This is a genomic window from Cellulomonas fengjieae, assembly GCF_018388465.1.
In the GTDB taxonomy this organism is placed as follows: Bacteria; Actinomycetota; Actinomycetes; order Actinomycetales; family Cellulomonadaceae; genus Cellulomonas; species Cellulomonas fengjieae.
On record NZ_CP074404.1, the window covers coordinates 846,757 to 870,255 of the forward strand.

23 protein-coding genes are annotated in these 23,499 nt (G+C 72.5%); all 23 read left to right on the forward strand.

Annotated features, from left to right (window positions below; genetic code table 11):
• The first annotated feature begins 58 nt into the window (after positions 1 to 58).
• The 23 genes from KG102_RS03905 to nucS all read left to right on the forward strand — a co-directional run bounded on the left by KG102_RS03905 (position 59) and on the right by nucS (position 23,392).
• Positions 59 to 1,315: an MFS transporter gene (locus KG102_RS03905; RefSeq protein ID WP_208290425.1), complete on the forward strand. Its 1,257-nt coding sequence runs from the start codon at positions 59 to 61 to the stop codon at positions 1,313 to 1,315.
• A 30-nt stretch (positions 1,316 to 1,345) separates the two neighbouring features.
• A complete protein-coding gene (gene argS / locus KG102_RS03910; RefSeq protein WP_208209794.1) occupies positions 1,346 to 3,025 on the forward strand; it encodes an arginine--tRNA ligase in 1,680 nt (559 codons plus the stop codon).
• Positions 3,022 to 4,470, forward strand: a complete 1,449-nt coding sequence (locus tag KG102_RS03915; RefSeq protein ID WP_208290424.1) for a diaminopimelate decarboxylase family protein — start codon at positions 3,022 to 3,024, stop codon at positions 4,468 to 4,470. The genes argS and KG102_RS03915 overlap by 4 nt, the downstream gene beginning before the upstream one ends.
• Positions 4,471 to 4,585: 115 nt before the next feature.
• Positions 4,586 to 5,923 carry a homoserine dehydrogenase gene (locus KG102_RS03920; protein ID WP_249667461.1) on the forward strand — a complete coding sequence of 446 codons (1,338 nt, stop codon included), beginning with the start codon at positions 4,586 to 4,588 and terminating at the stop codon, positions 5,921 to 5,923.
• Entirely contained in the window at positions 5,923 to 7,014 is a 1,092-nt protein-coding gene (gene thrC / locus KG102_RS03925) for a threonine synthase (protein ID WP_208290423.1), read from the forward strand. The genes KG102_RS03920 and thrC overlap by 1 nt, the downstream gene beginning before the upstream one ends.
• 8 nt (positions 7,015 to 7,022) lie before the next feature.
• Positions 7,023 to 7,973, forward strand: coding sequence for a homoserine kinase (gene thrB / locus KG102_RS03930; protein ID WP_208290422.1), 951 nt, complete (start codon positions 7,023 to 7,025; stop codon positions 7,971 to 7,973).
• 280 nt (positions 7,974 to 8,253) lie between these two features.
• Positions 8,254 to 10,368 carry a transcription termination factor Rho gene (gene rho / locus KG102_RS03935; RefSeq protein WP_208290421.1) on the forward strand — a complete coding sequence of 705 codons (2,115 nt, stop codon included), beginning with the start codon at positions 8,254 to 8,256 and terminating at the stop codon, positions 10,366 to 10,368.
• A 146-nt stretch (positions 10,369 to 10,514) separates the two neighbouring features.
• Positions 10,515 to 10,730, forward strand: coding sequence for a 50S ribosomal protein L31 (rpmE, locus tag KG102_RS03940; RefSeq protein ID WP_208209789.1), 216 nt, complete (start codon positions 10,515 to 10,517; stop codon positions 10,728 to 10,730).
• Between the two features lie 120 nt (positions 10,731 to 10,850).
• Positions 10,851 to 11,948 carry a peptide chain release factor 1 gene (gene prfA, locus KG102_RS03945; RefSeq protein WP_208290420.1) on the forward strand — a complete coding sequence of 366 codons (1,098 nt, stop codon included), beginning with the start codon at positions 10,851 to 10,853 and terminating at the stop codon, positions 11,946 to 11,948.
• Positions 11,945 to 12,835 (forward strand): peptide chain release factor N(5)-glutamine methyltransferase, encoded by an 891-nt coding sequence (gene prmC, locus KG102_RS03950; protein WP_208209787.1) that lies wholly within the window; start codon positions 11,945 to 11,947, stop codon positions 12,833 to 12,835. Before prfA ends, prmC begins: the two co-directional genes overlap by 4 nt.
• The gene (locus tag KG102_RS03955) at positions 12,832 to 13,482 is read left to right on the forward strand and encodes an L-threonylcarbamoyladenylate synthase (protein ID WP_208290419.1); all 651 of its coding nucleotides are present in this window, start codon (positions 12,832 to 12,834) and stop codon (positions 13,480 to 13,482) included. Before prmC ends, KG102_RS03955 begins: the two co-directional genes overlap by 4 nt.
• Complete coding sequence (locus KG102_RS03960; protein WP_208209785.1) at positions 13,479 to 14,603, forward strand: glycosyltransferase family 4 protein; 1,125 nt, start codon at positions 13,479 to 13,481, stop codon at positions 14,601 to 14,603. The genes KG102_RS03955 and KG102_RS03960 overlap by 4 nt, the downstream gene beginning before the upstream one ends.
• Positions 14,600 to 15,088, forward strand: coding sequence for a TrbC/VirB2 family protein (locus KG102_RS03965; RefSeq protein ID WP_208209784.1), 489 nt, complete (start codon positions 14,600 to 14,602; stop codon positions 15,086 to 15,088). Before KG102_RS03960 ends, KG102_RS03965 begins: the two co-directional genes overlap by 4 nt.
• Positions 15,089 to 15,137: 49 nt before the next feature.
• Positions 15,138 to 15,992, forward strand: coding sequence for a F0F1 ATP synthase subunit A (gene atpB / locus KG102_RS03970; protein ID WP_208290596.1), 855 nt, complete (start codon positions 15,138 to 15,140; stop codon positions 15,990 to 15,992).
• An 89-nt stretch (positions 15,993 to 16,081) separates the two neighbouring features.
• On the forward strand, positions 16,082 to 16,333 hold the full coding sequence (atpE, locus tag KG102_RS03975) for an ATP synthase F0 subunit C (RefSeq protein WP_307802288.1): 252 nt from the start codon (positions 16,082 to 16,084) through the stop codon (positions 16,331 to 16,333).
• A complete protein-coding gene (locus tag KG102_RS03980) occupies positions 16,330 to 16,941 on the forward strand; it encodes a F0F1 ATP synthase subunit B (RefSeq protein WP_208290418.1) in 612 nt (203 codons plus the stop codon). The genes atpE and KG102_RS03980 overlap by 4 nt, the downstream gene beginning before the upstream one ends.
• Positions 16,941 to 17,753 carry a F0F1 ATP synthase subunit delta gene (locus KG102_RS03985; RefSeq protein ID WP_208290417.1) on the forward strand — a complete coding sequence of 271 codons (813 nt, stop codon included), beginning with the start codon at positions 16,941 to 16,943 and terminating at the stop codon, positions 17,751 to 17,753. Before KG102_RS03980 ends, KG102_RS03985 begins: the two co-directional genes overlap by 1 nt.
• 81 nt (positions 17,754 to 17,834) lie before the next feature.
• Positions 17,835 to 19,463 (forward strand): F0F1 ATP synthase subunit alpha, encoded by a 1,629-nt coding sequence (gene atpA / locus KG102_RS03990; protein ID WP_208209781.1) that lies wholly within the window; start codon positions 17,835 to 17,837, stop codon positions 19,461 to 19,463.
• 1 nt (position 19,464) lies between these two features.
• A complete protein-coding gene (locus KG102_RS03995) occupies positions 19,465 to 20,361 on the forward strand; it encodes a F0F1 ATP synthase subunit gamma (RefSeq protein ID WP_208209780.1) in 897 nt (298 codons plus the stop codon).
• 35 nt (positions 20,362 to 20,396) lie between these two features.
• On the forward strand, positions 20,397 to 21,884 hold the full coding sequence (gene atpD, locus KG102_RS04000) for a F0F1 ATP synthase subunit beta (protein WP_208209779.1): 1,488 nt from the start codon (positions 20,397 to 20,399) through the stop codon (positions 21,882 to 21,884).
• A gap of 74 nt (positions 21,885 to 21,958) precedes the next feature.
• Positions 21,959 to 22,252, forward strand: coding sequence for a F0F1 ATP synthase subunit epsilon (locus KG102_RS04005; protein WP_208209778.1), 294 nt, complete (start codon positions 21,959 to 21,961; stop codon positions 22,250 to 22,252).
• Between the two features lie 14 nt (positions 22,253 to 22,266).
• On the forward strand, positions 22,267 to 22,677 hold the full coding sequence (locus KG102_RS04010; protein ID WP_249667463.1) for a DUF2550 family protein: 411 nt from the start codon (positions 22,267 to 22,269) through the stop codon (positions 22,675 to 22,677).
• Positions 22,678 to 22,696: 19 nt separating this feature from the next.
• The gene (gene nucS, locus KG102_RS04015; protein ID WP_208209777.1) at positions 22,697 to 23,392 is read left to right on the forward strand and encodes an endonuclease NucS; all 696 of its coding nucleotides are present in this window, start codon (positions 22,697 to 22,699) and stop codon (positions 23,390 to 23,392) included.
• Positions 23,393 to 23,499: the final 107 nt, after the last annotated feature.

Genomic DNA, 23,499 nt, shown 5'->3' on the forward strand with positions numbered 1-23,499 from the left:
GCCAGACCCCCGGACGGATGATTCCGGCAGCCGCGGCCCCCGATCCAGGAGCTCAGCAGTGCAGTTCAACGTGCCCTCGCACGCCCCCTGGCGCGGCCGTCTCGTCGTGCTGGCGGGGATCGTGCTGGTCGGGCTCAACCTCCGGCTCGCCGTCGCGGCGCTGTCACCGATCATCGAGGTCGTCCGGCAGGACTTCGCGCTCTCGGCCACGCAGGTGGGCCTGCTCGGCACGGTCCCCGTGGCGTCGTTCGCGGTGTTCGGCTCGCTGGCCACGCCGCTGGCCCGGCGGCTGGGCCTCGAGCCCACCCTGATCCTGGCGCTCCTGCTGTCCATGTCGGGGGAGCTCCTGCGCGCCCTGGCCGGCGGTGCGCCCGCCCTCATCGGCTGGTCGGTGCTCGCGCTCGCGGGCATGGGGATGGGCAACGTGCTGCTCCCACCGCTGGTCAAGCGCTACTTCCCCGACCGCATCGGTGCGGTCACGGCGGCCTACTCCGTGGCGATGTCGTTCAGCACGGCGGTCCCTCCGCTGGTGGCGCTGCCCGTGGCCGTGGCCGCCGGCTGGCGCGTGTCCCTCGGGATGTGGGCGGTCCTCGGCTTCGCCGCCGTCGTGCCGTGGGTGGTGGTCATCGTGCAGTCCGTGCAGGCGCGGTCGCACCTGCGCGGCCTCCTGCGACGCGCACCGCGCTCGGACCGTCCGGCCGTGCTGGTCCGGCCGGGCGCGCAGGAGAACCGCCTGGTCTGGCGCTCGTCGCTGGCCTGGGCGCTCGTCCTCACGTTCTTCGCCAACACCACCTGCGTCTACGTGCTGTTCGCCTGGTTGCCGCAGATCCTCGACGACGCCGGCCTGGGTGCCGACGTCGGCGGCTGGTGGCTGGCGGTCTTCGCGATCGTGGGCCTGCCGGCGTCTCTCCTCGCGCCCGTCCTCACCGCCCGGATGCGCAACCCGTACCTCCTGGTTGCCGGGTTCGCCGCGTGCTGGGCGGCCGGTCTGGTCGGGCTCATGCTGTGGCCGGCGCACGGGACCGCGGTGTGGATGGTCCTGCTCGGCATCGGCCCGGGATCGTTCCCCGTGCTGCTGACGCTCATCGGGTTGCGCTCGCGGACGCCGTCGACCGCCGTCGCGCTGTCCGGCATGGTGCAGGGCCTCGGGTACGGGCTCGCGATCGCCGGTCCGGTGGGCATCGGCGTGCTGCACGGGGCGACGGGCTCGTGGCACGGGCCGATCCTCGTGCTGCTCGGCCTCGTGGCGCTGCTGCTCGTGGCGGGCTGGTTCGCGTGCCGCCCGACGATGCTCGGTGCCGAGGCACCTGCATAACCGTTCAGTTCCGCTCGGTACCCTTCTCCGGTGACCCCCGCTCAGCTCTCCGAGGCCATCAAGGCCGCCCTCGTGCACGCCGTCGACGACGGCACGTTCGCCCTCGACCCCGCCGCGATCCCCGCGACCGTGCACCTCGAGCGACCCCGCCAGCGCGAGCACGGGGACTGGGCCACCAACGTGGCGATGCAGCTGGCCAAGAAGGCCGGCACCAACCCGCGCGCCTTCGCCGAGGAGCTCGCCAAGCGCCTGACCGACACCGACGGCGTCGCCTCCGTCGAGGTCGCGGGTCCCGGATTCCTGAACATCCGGCTCGACGCGGCCGCCGCGGGCGAGCTGGCCCGCTCCGTCGTCGAGCAGGGTGTCGAGTACGGGCACAACGAGACGCTGGCCGGCGTCGCGCTCAACCTCGAGTTCGTCTCGGCCAACCCCACGGGGCCGCTGCACATCGGCGGGGTGCGCTGGGCCGCCGTGGGGGACAGCCTCGCCCGGGTGCTCCAGGCGTCCGGTGCCACCGTGACGCGCGAGTACTACTTCAACGACCATGGCGCCCAGATCGACCGCTTCTCGCGCTCGCTGCTGGCCCGCGCGCTGGGGCAGCCGGCGCCCGAGGACGGCTACGGCGGCGAGTACATCACCGAGATCGCCGAGCAGGTGGTGGCCGACGCCCTCGCGGCCGGCGAGGCCGACCCGCGCACCCTGCCGTTCGACGAGGCCAACGAGGCGTTCCGGGCCCGCGGCGTCGAGCTCATGTTCGCGGAGATCCGCAAGTCCCTCGAGGACTTTGGCGTCGAGTTCGACGTCTACTTCCACGAGGACTCGCTGCACGAGTCCGGTGCCGTGGACCACGCGATCGCCCGCCTGCGCGAGCTCGGGCACATCTTCGAGGCCGACGGCGCCGTCTGGCTGCGCACCACGACCTTCGGCGACGACCGCGACCGCGTGATCATCCGGTCCAACGGCGAGGCCGCGTACATCGCGGGCGACATCGCCTACTACCTGGACAAGCGCGAGCGCGGCTTCGACCGCGTGGTGATCATGCTCGGCGCCGACCACCACGGGTACATCGGCCGCATGATGGCCGTCTGCGCGGCGTTCGGGGACACCCCCGGCGTCAACCTGGAGATCCTGATCGGCCAGCTGGTCAACCTGGTCAAGGACGGCGCCCCGGTCCGGATGAGCAAGCGCGCCGGCACGGTCGTCACCATCGACGACCTGGTCGAGGCGGTCGGCGTCGACGCCGCGCGGTACGCGCTGGCGCGCTCGTCGGCCGACTCGATGATCGACCTCGACCTGGACCTGCTGAGCAGCGCCAAGAACGAGAACCCGGTGTTCTACGTCCAGTACGCGCACGCCCGCTCCAGTGCGGTGGACCGCAACGCCGAGGCGACCGGCGTGCGGCGCGAGGACGGCTTCGACGCCTCGACGCTCGACCACGAGAGCGACTCGGTGCTCCTGGGCCAGCTGGCGGAGTTCCCCCGGATCGTCGCGCAGGCCGCCGAGCTGCGCGCGCCGCACCGGGTGGCCCGCTACCTGGAGGAGCTCGCCGGCGCGTACCACACCTGGTACGGCCAGGTCCGCGTGGCCCCGCTCGGCGACGAGGAGGTCACCGACGTGCACCGCACCCGCCTGTGGCTCAACGACGCCACCCGTCAGGTCCTGGCCAACGGTCTCGGCCTGCTCGGGGTCAGCGCGCCGGAGCGCATGTGACCGGCGAGCCCTGGTCGACGGGTGTCCGCCGGGGCCCCGACGGCGTCGTGAGCGTGGCCGGCGTCGACGTCCACGCGCTCGCGGCCGAGCACGGCACGCCCGCGTACGTGCTCGACGAGGCCGACCTGCGGACCCGCGCCCGCGCGTACCGGCGCGCGTTCGAGTCGGCGTGCGCGCAGATCGGCGCCGGGGTCGACGTCTACTACGCCGGCAAGGCGTTCCTGTCCGTCGCGGTCGCGCGCTGGGTGCATGAGGAGGGCCTGCGCGTCGACACCTCGACGGGCGGAGAGCTCGCGGTCGCGCTGCGCGCGGGGATCCCCGGCGAGCACCTCGGGCTGCACGGCAACAACAAGTCGGACGCGGAGATCGCGCGGGCGCTCGACGCGGGTGTCGGTCGGATCATCGTCGACTCGCTCGTGGAGATCGACCGGGTGGCCGACGCGGTCGCCGCCCGCGGGGGAGGGCCCGCGCCCGTGATGGTCCGCGTGACCACCGGGGTGCACGCGGGCGGGCACGAGTACATCTCGACGGCGCACGAGGACCAGAAGTTCGGCCTCTCGATCGCCACCCCGCCCCGCCCTGCCTCCGAGCAGGTGGCTGCTGGGCCGACCACGTCCGCGGACGCCGCGGTGAACGGGGCTGCGGTGAACGGGGCCGCGGTGGACAGCGGTGCCGGGGACAGTCCCGCGATGTGCGCGCTGCTCGCGGTGCTGGCGCGGCCCGAGCTGCGGCTGCTCGGCATCCACTCCCACATCGGCTCGCAGATCCTGGACCCCTCCGGGTTCGAGGTCGCGGCGCGGGCGGTGCTGACGCTGCGGGCGCAGCTCGCCGAGCGCACCGGCGTGCTGGTCGACGAGGTCGACCTCGGCGGCGGCTACGGCATCGCGTACCTGCCCGGGGAGGTCGCCCTCGACCCGGACCGGATCGCCAAGGACATCGCGGCGTCGGTGCAGGGCAGCGCCAGGGACCTCGGCACCCCGCTGCCGCGCTTCTCGATCGAGCCGGGCCGCGCGATCGTCGGCCCCGCCGGGCTCACGCTCTACACGGTCGGCACGGTCAAGCCCGTGCGGATCGACGACGGCCGCGTCCGTACCTACGTGTCGATCGACGGCGGGATGAGCGACAACATCCGCCCCGCCCTGTACGGCGCGCAGTACCACGCGGAGGTCGTCGGCCGGCTCGCGGGCCCCGAGACGGTGCTGGCCCGCGTCGTCGGCAAGCACTGCGAGAGCGGCGACATCGTGGTGCACGAGGTCCAGCTGCCCGCCGACGTCCGCGCCGGTGACCTGCTCGCGGTCGCGGCCACGGGTGCGTACGGCCGGTCGATGGCCTCCAACTACAACCACGTCCCGCGCCCGCCGGTGATCGCCGTCGCGGACGGCGCCACCCGCGTGCTCGTGCGCCGCGAGACCGAGGACGACCTGCTGGCCCTCGACCAGGGCTGACGCACCCCGTCCCACCTGCGAGGCCACGGACCACCACCCGGACCCGTCGTCCGGGCGGAGGGGACGCACCCCTATCCTGGGTGCGCTCCCGCCCGATCCGACTGGAGGCCGCACCGTGCCCTCGCCCGTGCCCGCCCACCCGCCCCTGCGCGTCGCCGTCCTCGGCTGCGGCGTCGTCGGCACGCAGGTGGTGCGGCTGCTCACGACGCAGGCCTCGGACCTGGCCTCCCGGGTGGGTGCGCCCCTGGAGCTCGTCGGGGTGGCGGTCCGGGACGCGGACGCCGAGCGTGATCCCGTCGTCGACCGGGCGCTGCTCACCACCGACGCCGAGTCGCTGGTCGAGCGAGCCGACGTCGTCGTCGAGGTCATGGGCGGTCTGGAGCCCGCGCGCGGGCTGCTGCTGCGGGCGATCGCGGCCGGCGCCTCGGTGGTCACCGCCAACAAGGCGCTGCTCGCGCAGGACGGCCCCACGCTGTACGCCGCCGCCGACGAGGCCGGCGTGGACATCTACTTCGAGGCAGCGGTGGCCGGGGCCATCCCGATCGTCCGCCCGGTGCGGGAGTCGCTCGCGGGGGACCGCGTGACGCGCGTGCTCGGCATCGTCAACGGCACCACCAACTACGTGCTCGACAAGATGGCGTCCGAAGGGCTCGACCTCGACCAGGCGGTCAAGGAGGCCCAGGCCCTCGGCTACGCGGAGGCGGACCCCACGGCCGACGTCGAGGGCTACGACGCCGCCGCCAAGGCCGCGATCCTGGCGTCGCTCGCGTTCCACACCCGGGTGTCGATCGACGACGTGTCCCGCGAGGGCATCACGTCGCTGACCGCCGACGACGTGCTGTGGGCCCAGCGCACCGGCCACGTGCTCAAGCTGCTGGCGATCGCGGAGCGGGGCTCCGTCGAGGACGCGGACGGGGCACGCGTCGAGGGCGTGCAGGTGCGCGTGCACCCCGCGCTCGTCCCGGCCGGCCACCCGCTGGCGTCGGTGCGCGGCGCCTTCAACGCGGTGTTCGTGGAGGCGGAGGCGGCGGGCGAGCTCATGTTCTACGGACGCGGGGCGGGCGGCGAACCCACGGCGTCCGCGGTGCTCGGCGACGTCGTCTCCGTGGCCCGTCACCGCGTGCTCGGCGGCAAGGGGCCGGTCGAGTCGCGCTACGCCGAGCTGCCCGTGCTGCCCGCCACCGCGGCGCGCACCCGGTACCAGGTCCGGCTCGAGGTCGCCGACCGCCCGGGGGTCCTCGCGCAGGTCGCCGCCGTCCTGGCGGCGCACGACGTCTCGATCGAGGCCGTCCGCCAGTCCCCGGCCTCGCAGACCCCCGAGGCCGATGTCGCGCGCCTGGTGATCACCACGCACGTGGCCCCCGAGCACGCCCTGCGCAGCACGGTCGACGCCATCGCCGGCCTCGACGTCGTGCGTCGTGTCGTATCCGTCCTGCGAGTCGAGGGAGCCTGATGGCCCACCAGTGGCGCGGCGTGATCGCCGAGTACGCCGACCGTCTGCCCGCGCACGTCCAGGAGCGCGTCGTGACGCTGGGGGAGGGCGGCACGCCGCTCGTCCCGTCGCCGACGCTGTCGGCCCGCACGGGTGCCGAGGTCTTCGTCAAGGTCGAGGGCATGAACCCGACCGGCTCGTTCAAGGACCGCGGCATGACGACCGCGATGTCGGCGGCCGCCGGGCGCGGGGCCAAGGCCGTGGTGTGCGCGTCGACCGGCAACACGTCGGCGTCGGCGGCGGCCTACGCCACCCGCGCGGGCATGGTGTGCGCGGTGCTGGTCCCGGACGGCAAGATCGCGATGGGCAAGCTCAGCCAGGCGATCGCGCACGGTGCCACGCTGCTCCAGGTGGACGGCAACTTCGACGACTGCCTGATCGCCGCCCGCAAGCTCGCCGAGGCGTACCCGGTGGAGCTCGTGAACTCGGTGAACCCCGACCGCATCGAGGGTCAGAAGACGGCGGCGTTCGAGATCGTCGACGCACTCGGCGACGCCCCGGACATCCACGTGCTGCCGGTCGGCAACGCCGGGAACATCACCGCCTACTGGAAGGGCTACCGCGAGTACGCGGCGCTCGACGCGGGAGCGGCGCACACCGCCGTGGCCACGCGCACGCCGATCATGTGGGGCTTCCAGGCGTCAGGCGCCGCCCCGATCGTCCTCGGCCACCCGGTCGACCAGCCCGAGACCATCGCCACCGCGATCCGGATCGGCAACCCGGCGTCGTGGCTGCAGGCGGAGGAGGCGCGGGACACGTCCGGGGGCCTGATCGAGGCGGTCACGGACGAGCAGATCCTCACCGCCCACCGGGTGCTGTCCGCCGAGGTCGGGATCTTCGTCGAGCCTGCCTCGGCGTCCGGCGTCGCCGGCCTGCTCGCGCTCAGCGACGCGGGCCGTGTCCCCGCGGGCGCCCGCATCGTCGTCACGGTGACCGGGCACGGGCTCAAGGACCCGCAGTGGGCGCTGCGCGCCGCCGACGGCAGCGAGGTCGCGCCGGTGCGCATCTCCTCGGACGTGGTGTCCATCGCCACCGCCCTCGGCCTGGACTGAGGGCCGCGATGCGCCTGGGTGCGGACCGCGTCCGCGTCCGCGTCCCCGCCACCAGCGCCAACCTGGGTCCGGGGTTCGACGCGTTCGGCATCGCCCTCGGGCTGCACGACGAGCTCGAGGTGCGTGCGCTCGGCCGGCCCGGCGTGCACGTCGAGGTGACCGGTGAGGGTGCCGGCCAGGTGCCCGACGACGAGCAGCACCTGGTCGTCAGCTCCCTGCGCGCCGCCCTGGACCTCGTCGGCGCCTCGCAGACCGGGCTGCACCTGGTCTGCCGCAACCGGATCCCGCACGGGCGCGGGCTCGGCTCCTCGGCCGGGGCCGTCGTCGCGGGGATCGTGGCCGCCCGGGGGCTGATCGCCGAGCCCGAGGCGCTGTCCGACGACGTGGTCCTCGACCTCGCCGCCCAGCTCGAGGGCCACCCGGACAACGCGGCACCGGCGGTGCTCGGCGGCGCGACGCTCGCCTGGCGCGAGGACCGGTTCCGCGCCACCGACCTCGTGGTCCACGACGACCTCGCGCTGCTCGCGATCGTCCCGCCGAACCACCTGTCCACGAAGGCCGCCCGCGGTGTGCTCCCGGCGAGCGTCCCGCACGCAGACGCCGCGTTCCAGGCCGGACGCGCGGCGCTCCTGGTGGAGGCGCTGGGCCGGCGACCCGAGCTGCTGCTGGCCGCCACGGCGGACCGTCTGCACCAGGAGTACCGCCGGGCGGTGATGCCGGCGTCGCTGGCTCTGGTCGACGCGCTGCGCGCCGCCGGGGTCGCCGCCGTGGTGTCCGGCGCCGGCCCGACGGTGCTCGTGCTCGCGCGGCGGATGCCGGCCTCGCCGGCCGCCGGGGGAGCCCCGGGGACCGACGCCGACGAGGCCGTGCGCGCCGCGTTCGGGGGCGCGATGGGCGGCTGGCAGATCCTCCCGCTGCCGGTGGACCGCACCGGCGCGACCGTCGAGCGGATGGCCTGACAGCCGCAGGAACACGCCGCTCGAAGGGGGTCGCGGGGGGTGGTGTCGACAGTGGTAGCATCGTCGCGTTCCCCGGACCTCGTCCTCCAGCAGCCCGTGTCGCACCTGACCGGGCGCCTCGGAATGAGTAGACGAGCCGGGAGCGATCCAGCCCACCGTGCGCAGACGTCGTCGTACGCAGCGCGTGTGTGGCTCCAGAATCGTCTCGGTCACCTCGACCGAGCGTCGGCCGATCCCCGCCCCGTCGGGTCCCGGTCACCGACGAGGGGAAGGGTCCTTCGTGACAGACACCATCGAGCCCGCCGTGAGCAGCTCCGGCGGCGCCCGCAGCACCGGCATCTCGGCGCTGCGCCTGCCTGAGCTGCAAGCCATGGCGTCCCAGCTGGGCGTCAAGGGCACCTCCAAGATGCGCAAGGGCGACCTCGTCCAGGCCATCTCGGACGCGCGCGGCACCTCCAGGCCCGCGGTCAAGGAGCCTCGCCGCGAGCAGGACCGCGCGCAGAGCCAGGACCGCACGCAGAGCCAGGACGGCACGCCGAGCCAGGACGGCACGCAGGGCGCCCCCGTCGGCGACGGGCCGCCGGCGCGCACCGGCCGGACCCGCACCCGGGCTCCGCAGCTCGACCTCGAGGTCGACCTCGGCGCCCCGAAGAAGGACCGGACCGCACAGGACCGGACCGCACAGGACCGGACCGAGCAGGACCAGCCCACGCAGGACCGCGGCCCTCGTGCGCCGCGCGGCGACGCGCTGGCCGGCCTCGAGGCCGCTCTGGACGCCAAGCTCGCCCCCGTGGAGCAGCGCGACGACCGCGCCGCGCGTGCGGCCGACGCCGTCGGTGCCGTGACCGGGGAGCGTCGCTCGCGTCGCGCCGGTCGTGGTGCCGGTGCGCCGCAGGTCGACGACGCCGACCGCGCGCCCGTCGGCGGCCGGCAGCGTGACGGCCAGTCGGAGCGCCCGCAGCGTGACGCCGAGCAGCGTGACGGCCAGCAGCGCGACGGCCAGCCCCGTGACGGCCAGCAGCGCGGCACCCAGCAGGACACCCGCCAGCAGACCGGCACCCCGCCGCAGGCCAACCAGCCCCGCCGGGACCAGGACGACGACGGCTTCGACGAGCGCGGCGGACGCCGTCGGCGCTCGCGGGACCGCTTCCGCGACCGTGACCGGGACCGCAAGGGTCGCGGGACCCGCGGCCGCGCGGGCGCCGGTGACATCGCCGGGCTCGACGACATCGAGGTCAGCGACGACGACGTGCTGCTGCCCGTCGCCGGCATCCTCGACCTGATGGACAGCTATGCGTTCGTGCGCACCACGGGCTACCTGCCCAGCGCCAACGACGTGTACGTGTCCCTGAACCAGGTCAAGCGGTACGGCCTGCGCCGCGGCGACGCCGTGACGGGTGCCGTCCGTCAGCCGCGCGAGGGCGAGCAGCCCTCGCAGGGCAACCGGCCGAGCAAGTTCAACGCGCTGGTCCGGCTGGACTCGATCAACGGCCTCGAGCCGGACAGCGCCCGCGTGCGCCCCGAGTTCAACAAGCTGACGCCCCTCTACCCGCAGGAGCGCCTGCGCCTCGAGAGCGACCAGAACAAGCTGTCGCCCCGCGTCATCGACATCGTGGCGCCCATCGGCAAGGGCCAGCGCGGCCTCATCGTCGCGCCCCCCAAGGCGGGCAAGACGATCATCATGCAGCAGATCGCGAACGCGATCACGACCAACAACCCCGAGGTCCACCTCATGGTCGTGCTCGTCGACGAGCGCCCCGAAGAGGTCACGGACATGGAGCGCACGGTCAAGGGTGAGGTCATCGCCTCGACCTTCGACCGCCCCGCCTCCGACCACACGATCGTCGCCGAGCTCGCCATCGAGCGCGCCAAGCGGCTGGTCGAGCTGGGCCAGGACGTCGTCGTGCTGCTCGACTCGCTGACCCGCCTCTCGCGGGCCTACAACCTGGCCGCCCCCGCGTCCGGGCGCATCCTGTCGGGCGGTGTCGACGCCTCGGCGCTGTACCCGCCCAAGCGGTTCTTCGGCGCGGCCCGCAACATCGAGCACGGCGGCTCCCTGACGATCCTCGCGTCGGCGCTGGTGGAGACCGGCTCCAAGATGGACGAGGTCATCTTCGAGGAGTTCAAGGGCACCGGGAACATGGAGCTCCGGCTGTCCCGTGGCCTGGCGGACAAGCGCATCTTCCCCGCGGTCGACGTCAACGCGTCGGGCACCCGCCGCGAGGAGATCCTCATGCCGCACGACGAGCTGAAGATCATCTACAAGCTCCGTCGCGTGATGGGTGCGCTCGACCAGACGCAGGCCATCGAGCTGCTCATCGGCAAGCTCAAGGAGACCAAGTCGAACGTCGAGTTCCTGCTGCAGGTGCAGAAGACGACGCCCGGCAGCGAGTAGACCGCACGACCGACGGCCCCGAGACGTCCCCCGCGGGATGATTTCGGGCGTCGTCGCTGTTCTGGCACAATGGTTCGCTGGTCTGCGGTTCACCGGCGCCAGTCGCGCGTCCGGACCCGGAGACACCCACCCGAGGAGATAGTTCTGTGAAGGCTGACATCCACCCCGAGTACGTCCTGACCGAGGTCACCTGCACCTGTGGCAGCACCTTCGTCACGCGCTCGACCGTCACGTCCGGCAAGATCCACGCCGACGTCTGCAGCGCCTGCCACCCGTTCTACACGGGCAAGCAGAAGATCCTCGACACCGGTGGCCGCGTGGCCCGGTTCGAGGCGCGGTACGGCAAGAAGACCGCCAACTAGCACTCCCGCAGCGCCGGTGCCCGGCGCGGACGGCTGCCCTCCATGGCAGCGTCCGCGTGGGCACCGGCGCTGCGTCGTTGTCGGGACCTGATCGAGACGCCCAGCCAGAGGACCACCCGCATGAGCGAGGCATTCGCCGCCGCCGAGCCGCTGCTCGCCGAGCACGCCCAGATCGAGCGGCAGCTGGCCGACCCCGCGGTGCACGCCGACGCCGCCAACGCCCGCCGGCTCGGCCGCCGGTACGCCGAGCTCGGACGCGTCGCGCAGGCGTACACGGCGTGGAAGGCCGCGTCCGACGACGCCGAGGCCGCCGCGGAGCTCGCGCAGCTGGACGAGAGCTTCGCCGCCGAGCTGCCGAGCCTGCAGCAGGCCGCCGACCTGGCCTCGGCCCGGTTGCGCGAGGTCCTCATCCCGCGTGACCCGAACGACGCCCGCGACGTGATCCTCGAGGTGAAGGCGGGGGAGGGCGGCGAGGAGTCGGCGCTGTTCGCCGCGGACCTGCTGCGGATGTACACGCGGTACGCCGAGAAGATGGGCTGGACCACGCAGCTGCTGGGCGCCACCGAGTCGGACCTGGGCGGGTACAAGGAGGCGTCGCTCGCCATCAAGAGCCGCGGCGCCGTCGCTCCCGAGGACGGCGTGTGGGCGCACCTGAAGTACGAGGGTGGCGTGCACCGGGTGCAGCGGGTGCCCGTCACCGAGTCGCAGGGCCGGATCCACACCTCCGCGGCGGGCGTCCTGGTGTTCCCCGAGGCCGAGGACGAGGCGGAGGTCGCCATCGACCCGAACGACCTGCGCATCGACGTGTACCGGTCGTCCGGCCCCGGCGGGCAGTCGGTCAACACGACCGACTCCGCGGTCCGCATCACCCACCTGCCCACCGGCATCGTCGTGTCCATGCAGAACGAGAAGTCGCAGCTGCAGAACCGCGAGGCGGGCATGCGCGTGCTGCGGGCGCGCATCCTGGCCGCCCGGCAGGAGGAGGCCGCCGCCGCGGCGAGCGAGGCGCGTCGCTCGCAGGTGCGCACGGTCGACCGCTCCGAGCGCATCCGGACGTACAACTTCCCGGAGAACCGCATCGCCGACCACCGCACCGGTTACAAGGCGTACAACCTCGACGCGGTCCTGGACGGCGACCTCGCTCCCGTGGTGCAGTCCGCGATCGACGCCGACGAGGCCGCGCGCCTGGCGTCGGCGGGCACCGTGGGCACCGCGTGACGGCGCCGGACCTGCGGGCGCTGGTCGAGGGTGCCGCGCGGCTCCTGGCGGAGGCCGGGGTGCAGTCGCCGCGGCACGACGCCACCGCGCTGGCGGCGCACGTGCTGGGCCGGGAGCGCCTCGAGCTCGCACTCGCGCCACCGGTGCCGGACGGGTTCGCCGAGCGGTTCGCCGGCCTGGTCGAGCGTCGCCGCAACCGTGAGCCCCTGCAGCACCTGGTCGGGTCCACCGGCTTCCGCTACCTGACCCTCCTGGTCGAGCCGGGGGTGTTCGTGCCCCGCCCCGAGACCGAGGTCGTCGCACAGGTCGCCGTCGACGAGGCCGCCCGCCTGACCGACCCGCTGGTGGTCGACCTGTGCTGCGGCGCCGGCGGCATCGCCCTGTCGGTCGCGACCGAGGTCCCGTCCGCGCGGGTCGTGGCGGTCGACCTGTCGCCCGAGGCCGTGGACCTGACGCGGCGCAACGCGGTGCGGGTGGGCGCGCCGACCGTCCGAGTCGAGCACGGCGACGTGGGAGACCCGATGCTGCTGCGCGAGCTGGAGGGCACCGTCGACGTGCTCGTCGCCAACCCGCCGTACATCCCGCCCGACGCGGAACCGGTCGATCCCGAGGTGCGCGACCACGACCCGGACCTCGCGCTCTACGGCGGCGGCCTCGACGGGCTCGACGTGCCCCGCGCGGTCCTGCGGGCCGCCGCGCGGCTCCTGGTCCCGGGCGGGCTGCTGGTCATGGAGCACGCCGAGGTGCAGGACGCGGCCGCGCGCGAGGCCGCGCTGGCCACGGGCGCGTTCGTCGACGTCGAGTCGCGCGCGGACCTGACCGGCCGGCCCCGGATGCTCGTCGCTCGGCGAGCCGCACAGCAGCACGTGACAGACTCGGCGCCGTGAACGAGCGGATCACCCCCGCGAGCGACCCCTCCACCTGGGGCAGGGCGCTCGACGAGGCGGTCAACATCCTGTCCCGCGGGGGCCTCGTGGTCGTCCCCACCGACACCGTCTACGGGATCGCCGCCGACGCGTTCACCCCGCCGGCGGTGCAGGCGCTGCTCGACGCCAAGGGCCGGGGGAGGCAGATGCCGCCGCCCGTGCTGATCGCGAGCGTGCAGACCCTCGACGGCCTGGCCACGGGCGTCCCTGCCGGTGCGCGCGCCCTCGCGGAGGCCTTCTGGCCCGGCGGGCTCACCCTGATCGTCCGGGCGCACCCGTCGCTGGCCTGGGACCTGGGGGAGACGCACGGGACCGTCGCGCTGCGCGTCCCGGACCACGAGACCGCGCTGGCCCTCCTGGCACGCACCGGGCCGCTGGCGGTCTCCAGCGCCAACACGACCGGGTCGCCCGCCGCGGTCACCGCGCAGGACGCCTACGACCAGCTGGGGGACTCGGTGGCGCTGTACCTCGACGCCGGCGAGGCGCCCGGGCAGGTGTCCTCGAGCATCGTCGACGCCACGGGGGAGACCCTGCGGCTCGTCCGCGCCGGGGCGATCAGCCTCGAACGGCTGAACGAGGTCACCCCGGTCGAGGGGCCCACCGCGTGAGGGTCTACCTGCTCGCCATGCTCATCTCGGCCACGGTCGCGTACCTGATGACGCCGCTCGCCCGCTGGTGCGCGCTGCGCTGGGGCGCGATCACGGCCGTGCGCGACCGGGACGTGCACGCGATCCCGACGCCCCGGCTGGGCGGGATGGCGATCTTCGCGGGCATGCTCGTCGCAATCGTCATGGCCAGCCGGCTGCCGTTCCTGGAAGGCGTGTACGCCAACCCGAGGCCCCTGGTCGGGATCATGGGCGGGGCGGCGATCGTGTGCGCGCTCGGCGTCGCGGACGACATCTGGGACCTGGACTGGCTGACCAAGCTCATGGGGCAGGTGCTGGCCGGCGGGTTCCTCGCCTGGCAGGGCGTGCTGCTCTACCAGCTGCCCACGGCCGGAATGCCGACGCTCGGGTCCACCCGGATGGCGACGTTCCTCACGGTCTTCACGGTGGTCGTGGCCATGAACGCGGTGAACTTCGTCGACGGGCTCGACGGCCTCGCGGCCGGTGTGCTCGCCATCGGCGGCACGGCGTTCTTCCTGTACGCCTACCTGCTCACCGAGGGGGCGAACCCCGGCGCGTACGCCAACGCCAACCTCGCCGCGCTGGTCCTCGTGGTGCTGGTGGGTGCGTGTGTGGGCTTCCTGCCGCACAACGTCTATCCGGCGCGCATCTTCATGGGTGACTCCGGCGCCATGGTTCTCGGCTTCGTGTTCAGCGCCGCGGCCATCATCATCACCGGCCAGATCGACCCCGAGCAGGTGCTCGCGCGCCAGCGGTTCCCGGCGTTCCTGCCGATGCTCCTGCCGTTCGCGGTGCTGCTGCTGCCGCTGCTGGACATGGGCCTGGCGATCATCCGCCGGGTGGGCGCCGGCAAGTCGCCGTTCCACCCGGACCGCATGCACCTGCACCACCGCCTGCTGCAGCTCGGCCACTCGCACCGACGTGCCGTCGCGATGATGTACGTCTGGACCGCGGTGTTCGCGTTCGGCGCCGGCGCGCTCGTCGTGCTGTCGACCACGACTACCCTGATCGTGCTCGGGATCGGCGTCGTGGTAGCGACCCTCCTGACCCTCGGACCCCTACGCGGCAAGACCGCACCCGCGCCCTCGGAGGCCCACTCGTGAACGCATCCACCCCGACCGACCCGGTCACCCCCCGCGCCGACCGCTCCGCGGCCGACCAGGTGTTCCGCACGGCCCTGCGCGACATGCTGATCCTGCTGGGGGCCCTCGCGGTCCTCGGCGTCGGCATCGGCGCGCTCGTCGCCGGCACCGAGGGGGTCTGGGGCGCCGCGATCGGCGTCGGCCTCGCGCTCGTCTTCTCGGGCACGACGGTCGTGTCGATGCTGCGCACGAGCGGCTCCAGCCCGCAGGCCATGGCGGCCGTCGTGATGGGGGCCTGGCTGGCCAAGGTGATCGTCGTCATCGTCGTGCTGGCGCTCATCACCGACATGGACTTCTACAGCAAGCCGGTCCTCGCGGTGGTCCTGCTGGTCGGCGTCATCGGCTCCGCCTACCTCGACTACCGGGCCGTGAGCCGCGGCCGGATCCCGTACGTCGAGCCCACCTACGCCGACCGTCCCGAGCGTCGGGACGACGCCGAAGCGTAGGTTAGGCTTCCACCATCCATGACGGCCAGACGCCGCTGGCGTGCCCGCGCTGAAGCGGTACCCGGCGCCTTCGACCCAGGAGCTCGTTCTGTCAAGCCTCGCCTCGATCACGACGTTCGCCTCCGCCGAGGGCGAGGGCGGATTCCACGCGCCGTCCATCGCGGACTTCTTCCCGCCCCCGATCCTGTTCGACGGCACCGCCTTCGAGTTCAACCGCCTGCAGCTGGTCCGCGTCATCGCGGCCGTCGTGCTGGTGGGGCTCATGATGCTGGCCGCTCGTCGCGCCACGCTGGTCCCGGGCCGTGCACAGAACGTTGTCGAGATGCTCCTCGACTTCGTGCGGGTCAACGTCGCTGAGGAGATCCTCGGCAAGGAGCGCGCGCACAAGTACGTCGCGCTCCTGACCACGATGTTCTTCGCGATCCTGGCCTTCAACATCACCGGCGTGATCCCCGGCCTGAACATCGCCGGGACCTCGCTGATCGGCCTGCCGATCCTGCTCGCGCTGTGGGCCTACGTCATGTACCTCGGAGCGGGCGTCAAGGCGCAGGGGGTCGGCGGCTTCCTCAAGTCGAACCTCTTCCCGCCCGGCGTGCCGCCGTTCATGTACGTGCTGCTCACGCCGATCGAGTTCCTCACGGTGTTCATCCTGCGGCCCGCCACGCTGGCGATCCGGCTCATGGCGAACATGGTCGCGGGGCACCTCATGCTGGTGCTGACCTTCTCCGCGACGAACTACTTCCTCCTCGAGGCCGCTCCCGCGATGAAGGCGTTCGGCGCCCTCACCCTGGTGAGCGCGATCGCACTGACCCTCTTCGAGGTCTTCGTGGCCGCACTGCAGGCCTACATCTTCGTCGTCCTCACCGCGGTGTACATCAACCTGTCGGTCGAGGCCGAGCACTGACCATCTCAGCCCCCGGGGATCAGTGATCCCCACCCACGCACGATCGCCCGGCCGAACGGCCGGACGACCAACGGAAGGAACGAGAAATCGTGGCACTCGCGGACACCGGCACCATCCTCGCTGCGGCAGACGCCGTCTCCGGCAACATCGCCACCGTCGGCTACGGCCTCGCGGTGATCGGCCCGGGCATCGGCCTCGGCATCCTGATCGGCAAGACCATCGAGGGCATCGCCCGTCAGCCCGAGGTCGCCGGCCAGCTGCGCACGACCATGTTCATCGGCATCGGCTTCGTCGAGGTCCTCGGCCTCCTCGGCCTCATCACCGGCTTCCTGTTCCCGTGATCGGCGCCGCGCTGAACGCGGCTGCGATCGTGGCCGCGGAGGAGACCGAGGCGATCGACGGTATCTCGCTGCTCCTGCCGGCGGCCTATGACCTGGTCTGGTCAGTGGTCGTCCTGCTGATCATCGCGGTGCCGTTCTACCTGTACGTCCTGCCCAAGTTCAAGGTGCTCCTGGATGAGCGGACCGCCAAGATCGAGGGCGGGCTGGAGCATGCAGAGAAGGCGCAGGCCGAGGCCGCCGAGCTGCGTGCGGAGTACGAGCAGCAGCTCGCCGACGCCCGCACCGAGGCAGCCCGCATCAAGGAGGCCGCTCGCACCGAAGGTGGCGAGATCCTCAACGACCTCAAGGCGCGGGCGACCGCCGAGGCAGCGCGCACGGTCGAGACGGCCCAGCGCCAGATCGAGGCCGAGCGCCAGCAGGCCGCGGTCTCGCTGCGGCAGGACGTGGGCGCGCTCGCCACCGAGCTCGCCTCCAAGATCGTCGGCGAGTCCCTCGAGGACTCCGCGCGTCAGTCGCGGGTCGTCGACCGCTTCCTCGAGGAGCTCGAGGCATCTGCGACCGCGCCCGTCGGCGGGTCCACGACCACGAGCGTCGGCAAGGAGAACTGATGCGCGGCACGAGTCTGGCGTCGCTCGGCGCAGTACAGCTCCGGTTCGCGCCGGTGCTGTCCGCGGCGGGCACGACGGCCGTCACGCTCGGCGAGCAGCTGTTCGCCGTCGTCGACGCCCTGGACTCCTCGGGCTCGCTGCGGCGGACCCTGTCGGACCCGGCTATCCAGGGCGGCGCCAAGGCGGGACTCGTCTCCGGCGCGTTCGGCCGGCTCGACTCGCGCGTCGTGGACGTCCTGTCCACGGCCGTGCAGGAGCGCTGGTCCTCCGCCGACGACCTCATCGAGGCCGTCGAGCGACTGGGCTTCGACGCCGTGCTCGCCTCGGCGCAGGCCGGTGGCGAGCTCGAGCGGGTCGAGGACGAGCTGTTCCGCATCACGCGGTCGCTCGTCGGCCAGCGCGAGGTGCGCCAGGCACTGTTCGACCCGCGGGTCCCCGGCGACAAGCGGGCGGACCTGGCGGAGGACCTGCTGCGGGGCAAGGTCGCCCGCGCCACCCTCGTGGTGGCCCGACGCGCTGCCGCCTCGCCCCGGGGTCGGCGCTTCGTCGCCACCCTCGGCCTCGTCGGTGAGCTTGCCGCCGCACGGCGCGAGCGCCTGGTGGCGGCCGTGACCTCCGGCAGCGAGCTCTCGCCCGCACAGCTCGAGCGGCTGGGCCAGATCCTGCAGCAGTCGTACGGTCAGGATCTACAGCTCAACGTGACGGTGGACCCCGAGATCCTCGGGGGCATGCGCATCCAGGTGGGCGCGGACGTGGTCGACTCGACCGTGCTCGCCAAGCTTGCCGACGCACGACGACGACTTGCCAGCTGAGAATCGGCCCCCGGCCGGTCCCTTGAACGACGTGCACGAACGTACGACCGCCCGACCGGCGGTCACGACAGGAGAAGAGCAATGGCTGAGCTGACGATCCGGCCAGACGAGATCCGGGCCGCGCTGGACAGCTTCGTGAAGTCCTACGAGCCGACCGGCGTGGTCTCTGAAGAGGTCGGCCGCGTGACCCTGACCGCCGACGGCATCGCGCAGGTCGAGGGCCTGCCCGGAGCCATGGCGAACGAGCTGTTGCGCTTCGAGGACGGCACGCTCGGCCTCGCGCTCAACCTCGACGTGCGCGAGATCGGCGTCGTCGTGCTGGGGGAGTTCACGGGCATCGAGGAGGGCCAGGAGGTCCGCCGTACCGGCGAGGTGCTCTCGGTGCCGATCGGTGACGGATACCTCGGGCGTGTCGTGGACCCGCTGGGCCAGCCCATCGACGGTCTGGGCGAGCTGGAGACCGAGGGCCGCCGCGCCCTCGAGCTGCAGGCCCCCGGCGTCATGGCGCGCAAGAGCGTCGACGAGCCGCTGCAGACCGGCCTCAAGGCGATCGACGCCATGATCCCGATCGGCCGTGGCCAGCGTCAGCTGATCATCGGCGACCGGCAGACCGGCAAGACCGCCATCGCGATCGACACGATCATCAACCAGAAGGCCAACTGGGAGACCGGCGACCCGACGAAGCAGGTCCGCTGCATCTACGTCGCCATCGGCCAGAAGGGCTCCACCATCGCCGCCGTGCGCGGCGCCCTGGAGGAGGCCGGCGCGCTGGAGTACACGACCATCGTCGCGGCCCCCGCGTCCGACCCGGCCGGCTTCAAGTACCTCGCGCCCTACACCGGCTCGGCCATCGGCCAGCACTGGATGTACCAGGGCAAGCACGTCCTGATCGTCTTCGACGACCTGTCCAAGCAGGCCGAGGCCTACCGTGCCGTGTCGCTGCTGCTGCGCCGCCCGCCGGGCCGCGAGGCGTACCCCGGTGACGTCTTCTACCTGCACTCCCGTCTGCTCGAGCGTTGTGCCAAGCTCTCGGACGAGCTGGGGGGCGGCTCGATGACGGGTCTGCCGGTCATCGAGACCAAGGCCAACGACGTGTCGGCGTACATCCCGACCAACGTCATCTCCATCACGGACGGGCAGATCTTCCTGCAGTCCGACCTGTTCAACGCCGACCAGCGTCCCGCCGTCGACGTCGGCATCTCGGTGTCCCGCGTCGGTGGTGCCGCGCAGGTCAAGGCGATGAAGAAGGTCTCCGGCACGCTGAAGCTGGACCTCGCGCAGTTCCGGTCGCTCGAGGCGTTCGCGATGTTCGCGTCCGACCTCGACGCCGCGTCCCGCGCCCAGCTGACCCGTGGCGCGCGCCTCATGGAGCTGCTCAAGCAGGCGCAGTACTCGCCGTACCCGGTCGAGGACCAGGTCGCGTCGATCTGGGCCGGCACCAAGGGCAAGCTGGACGACGTCCCGCTGGCCGACGTGCGCCGGTTCGAGACCGAGCTGCTCGACCACCTGCGCCGTAACACCGACGTGCTGTCGACGATCGCGTCGACCGGCAAGCTCGAGGACGAGACCGAGAAGGCTCTCGGCGACGCGATCGACGAGTTCCGCAACGGGTTCCTCGCGGGTGACGGCTCGACGCTGGTCGGCTCGTCCGACGACGGCGCCGAGGTCGACGTCGAGCAGGAGCAGATCGTCCGGCAGAAGAAGGGCTGACGTGGCAGGTCAGCAGCGCGTCTACCGGCAGCGGATCCGGTCGACACAGTCGCTGAAGAAGATCTTCCGCGCGATGGAGCTCATCGCTGCCTCGCGCATCGGCAAGGCGCGTGACCGGGTGACGGCGGCGACGCCGTACTCGCGCGCGCTGACCCGTGCGGTGTCGGCGGTGGCCACGCACTCCAACGTGACCCACCCGCTCGTCACCGAGCGGACGGACACCAACCGGGTCGCGGTCCTGCTCGTCACGTCCGACCGGGGCATGGCCGGCGCCTACTCGGCGAGCGCGATCCGTGAGGCCGAGCGCCTGATCGGGCGCCTCGTCGAGGCGGGCAAGGAGCCGGTCGTCTACGTCACGGGCCGCCGGGCCATCTCGTACTACGCGTTCCGCGGGCGTGAGCTCGCGGGGCAGTGGTCGGGCGCCTCGGACGCGCCGTCGGTGGAGACCGCGACGGAGATCGCGGACACGCTCCTCGCGGCGTTCCGCGCCCCGGCGGACGAGGGCGGGGTCGCGGAGCTGCACGTCGTGTTCACGCACTTCCGGAACATGGTGTCGCAGACCCCTCGGGTCATCCGGCTGCTCCCGCTCGAGATCGTGGAAGGCGTCGAGCCGCCCGAGGAGGGTGCGGTCTCGCCGCTGTACTCGTTCGAGCCGTCGCCCGAGGACGTGCTCGACGCGCTGCTGCCGATGTACGTGCGGAGCCGCGTCTACACCTGCCTCCTGCAGGCGGCGGCGTCCGAGCTGGCCGCGCGCCAGCGGGCGATGCACACCGCGACCGAGAACGCCGAGGACCTGGTGCGCATGTACACCCGGCTCGCCAACCAGGCCCGCCAGGCCGAGATCACCCAGGAGATCAGCGAGATCGTGTCGGGCGCCGACTCGCTCGCCGCCTCCTGACGACTACGTCCCCACAGACGAACCGGAGAAACACCATGACTGCTACCACTACCGAAGCTGCCGTCGAGCACGCGTCCGGTCCTGGCGTGGGTCGGGTCGCGCGGGTCATCGGCCCCGTCGTCGACATCGAGTTCCCGTCGGACCAGATCCCCGAGATCTTCAACGCGCTCAAGGTCGACATCGACCTGTCGGCGCAGGGGGAGGGCGAGGCCGAGGGCGTCACGACGATGACGCTCGAGGTCGCCCAGCACCTCGGGGACTCGCTCATCCGCGCCATCGCGCTCAAGCCGACCGACGGCCTGGTCCGCGGCGCGCTCGTGCGCGACACCGGCGAGGCGATCAGCGTGCCCGTCGGCGACGTCACCAAGGGTCACGTCTTCAACGTCATCGGCGAGGTGCTCAACCTCAAGGAGGGCGAGAAGCTCGAGATCACCGAGCGCTGGCCCATCCACCGCAAGCCCCCGGCCTTCGACCAGCTCGAGAGCAAGACGCAGATGTTCGAGACCGGCATCAAGGTCATCGACCTGCTCACGCCGTACGTGCTCGGCGGCAAGATCGGTCTCTTCGGCGGAGCGGGCGTCGGCAAGACGGTCCTCATCCAGGAGATGATCCAGCGGGTCGCGCTCAACCACGGTGGTGTCTCCGTGTTCGCCGGCGTCGGCGAGCGCACGCGTGAGGGCAACGACCTCATCGTCGAGATGGAGGAGGCCGGCGTCTTCGACAAGACGGCGCTCGTCTTCGGCCAGATGGACGAGCCGCCGGGCACGCGGCTGCGCGTCGCCCTGTCCGCGCTGACGATGGCGGAGTACTTCCGCGACGTGCAGAAGCAGGACGTGCTGCTCTTCATCGACAACATCTTCCGGTTCACGCAGGCCGGGTCCGAGGTGTCGACGCTGCTCGGCCGCATGCCGTCCGCGGTGGGCTACCAGCCGAACCTGGCCGACGAGATGGGCCTCCTGCAGGAGCGCATCACCTCGACGCGTGGTCACTCGATCACCTCGCTGCAGGCGATCTACGTGCCGGCCGACGACTACACCGACCCGGCCCCGGCCACCACGTTCGCGCACCTCGACGCGACCACCGAGCTCTCGCGTGAGATCGCGTCCCGGGGCCTGTACCCGGCCGTGGACCCGCTGACGTCGACGAGCCGGATCCTCGACCCGCGCTACGTCGGCCAGGCGCACTACGACGCCGCGACGCGCGTCAAGTCGATCCTGCAGCGCAACAAGGAGCTCCAGGACATCATCGCGATCCTCGGTGTCGACGAGCTGTCGGAGGAGGACAAGACGGTCGTGGCACGCGCCCGCCGTATCCAGCAGTTCCTCTCGCAGAACACCTACATGGCGGAGAAGTTCACCGGCGTGGTCGGCTCGACGGTCCCGCTCACCGAGACGGTCGAGGCCTTCGGCAAGATCGCCGACGGCGAGTTCGACCACATCTCCGAGCAGGCCTTCTTCAACATCGGTGGCCTCGAGGACCTCGAGCGCAACTGGGCCCGCATCCAGAAGGACTACGGCGTCTGAGCACGTCCGCGGCGGGGCGTCGTCTCCACGGCGCCCCGCACCCGTAGTCCCGCACACCACCGAAGGAGAGTCCCGTGGCAGACATCGAGGTCGACCTCGTCGCCACCGCCGGCAAGCTCTGGTCCGGCACGGCCCGCATGGTCTCGGCGCGGGCCGGCGACGGTGAGATCGGCATCCTCGCCGGTCACGAGCCGGTGCTGTCCGTCCTGCAGGCGGGCGAGGTCCGCGTGTTCCCCGTCGGGGAGGGCGAGCCGAAGCGCTGGCAGGTCAAGGGTGGGTTCCTGTCGTTCGACTCCAACCACCTGACCATCGTCGCCGACGACGTCGTGGAGGGCGCCCGCCCGACGACGCCGCGCGCCTCGCACTGAGGGCCCCCGGCACGGTGAGCACGCAGGCCATCGCACTCCTGAGTGTGGTCGTCGTGGTGCTGCTGCTCACCGTCGTGGCCCTGTGGGGGTCGCGGGTGCACACGTTGAACCGTCGCGTCGGCTCCTTCCCGTGCTCGGTCGGCCGGACCCCCGACGGCCCGTGGTCCTCCGGCGTGGCGCAGTACGGCGCCGACCGGCTCTACTGGTGGCGGTACCGCTCACTGGCGGCGCGGCCGCACAGCCGGTGGCAGCGCGACGGCTTCGTCGTCGTGGAGCGCACCGAGCACCAGGCCGGCCAGCTCGTGGTCACGTGCCGTGACGGTGCGGCGGCCCACCAGGTCCACCTCCTGATGAGCGCCGACGCGTACGCCGGCCTCACGTCCTGGATCGAGGCGACGCCGTCGCGCGTCGGCTCGGTCATCTAGCACCCCGGGAAGAGATCCGATGCGTCTCGTCGTCGCGTCCTGCTCGGCCCGCTACAGCGGGCGGCTGAACGCCCACCTGCCCCTGGCCACGCGCCTGCTGGTGGTCAAGGCGGACGGCAGCGTGCTGCTGCACTCGGACGGCGGCTCCTACAAGCCGCTGAACTGGATGAGCCCGCCCTGCACGCTGGCGGTCTCGGAGCCGGACGACGAGGCCCGGGCGGCCGGCGTGACGCAGGTATGGACCGTGCAGCACCAGAAGTCCGACGACAGGCTGGAGATCGACCTGTACGCCGTCCAGCACGACTCGGCGCACGAGCTCGGCGTCGACCCGGGCCTGATCAAGGACGGCGTCGAGGCGCACCTCCAGGAGCTCCTCGCCGCCCAGATCCTCCTGCTCGGCACGGGCCACACGCTGGTGCGCCGCGAGTACCCCACCGCGATCGGACCGGTCGACATCCTGGCCAAGGACCCGGCCGGCGGCACGGTCGCGGTGGAGATCAAGCGCCGCGGGGACATCGACGGTGTCGAGCAGCTGACCCGGTACCTGGAGCTGCTCAACCGGGACCCGCACCTCGCGCCGGTGCGCGGGGTGTTCGCGGCGCAGGAGATCAAGCCCCAGGCGCGCGTGCTGGCCACGGACCGCGGCATCGGCTGTCTGGTGCTCGACTACGACGCGATGCGCGGCGTGGACGACAGCGGATCCCGCCTCTTCTAGCCGTACCGCCCGGGCAGGTGGGTCGACGGCGTGACCGCCGGGTCCCTGCCCGAGGCACGCACGGGCGCGGGCCCGCACCGTCCGGGTGAGCCGGAACGGCGACCGCG